A 773-nucleotide genomic window follows, 5' to 3' on the forward strand; every position below is an offset into this window, starting at 1 on the left:
CGGGTCGGGGTGCGGGCGGGTCAGGCGCGGTGGGCGAGGGTGAACTCCCAGGCGTCGGCGACGATCCGGTCGAGTTCGGGGCGCTTGGGCGTCCAGCCCAGGGCCTCGCGGGCGCGGTCGGCCGCGGCGACCAGGACGGCCGGGTCGCCCGGGCGGCGGCCGGCGACCCGCACCGGGATCTCCCGGCCGGTGACGCGCCGGACCGACTCGATCACCTCGCGCACCGAGAAGCCCGTCCCGTTGCCCAGGTTGCAGATCAGGTGCTCCCCGGGCCGGGCCGCCTCCAGCGCCAGCAGGTGCGCCTCGGCCAGGTCCGCGATGTGGATGTAGTCGCGCACGCAGGTGCCGTCCGGCGTCGGGTAGTCCTCGCCGAACACCGCGATGTGCGGGCGCTGCCCCAGCGCGGCCTGGAACACCAGCGGGATCAGGTGCGACTCCGGCTCGTGCCGCTCGCCGTGGCGCCCGTACGCCCCCGCCACGTTGAAGTACCGCAGGCTCACCGCCGCCAGACCGTGCGCGAGCGCCTCCGAGGTGATCAGGTGGTCCACCGCCAGCTTGCACCGCGTCGAAGGAGGAGTCCAGCACCCCGCCCGCCTCCTGGATCCGGCCCCGCACGAACTCCGCCCCCTGCGGCACACCCTCCGGGAACCCGGTCGACAGGTCGTCCAGCACCGTCACCCGGTGACCCGCCTCCAACAGGTGCGCCGCCACCACGCTCCCGACGTAACCGGCACCGCCCGTGACCAGGTACTTGCCCATGCCCTTCGACCTCC

Annotated in this window: 1 pseudogene; it reads right to left on the minus strand. The window is 74.6% G+C overall.

Features of this window, described 5'->3' with window-relative positions:
- Window positions 1-20 precede the first annotated feature (20 nt).
- Window positions 21-759 (minus strand): annotated as a pseudogene (locus OO48_RS34765) (NAD-dependent epimerase/dehydratase family protein).
- Between the last annotated feature and the right edge of the window lie 14 nt (window positions 760-773).

Origin of the sequence: Kitasatospora phosalacinea, assembly GCF_000716545.1 — a bacterium.
Classification (GTDB): domain Bacteria; phylum Actinomycetota; class Actinomycetes; order Streptomycetales; family Streptomycetaceae; genus Kitasatospora; species Kitasatospora phosalacinea.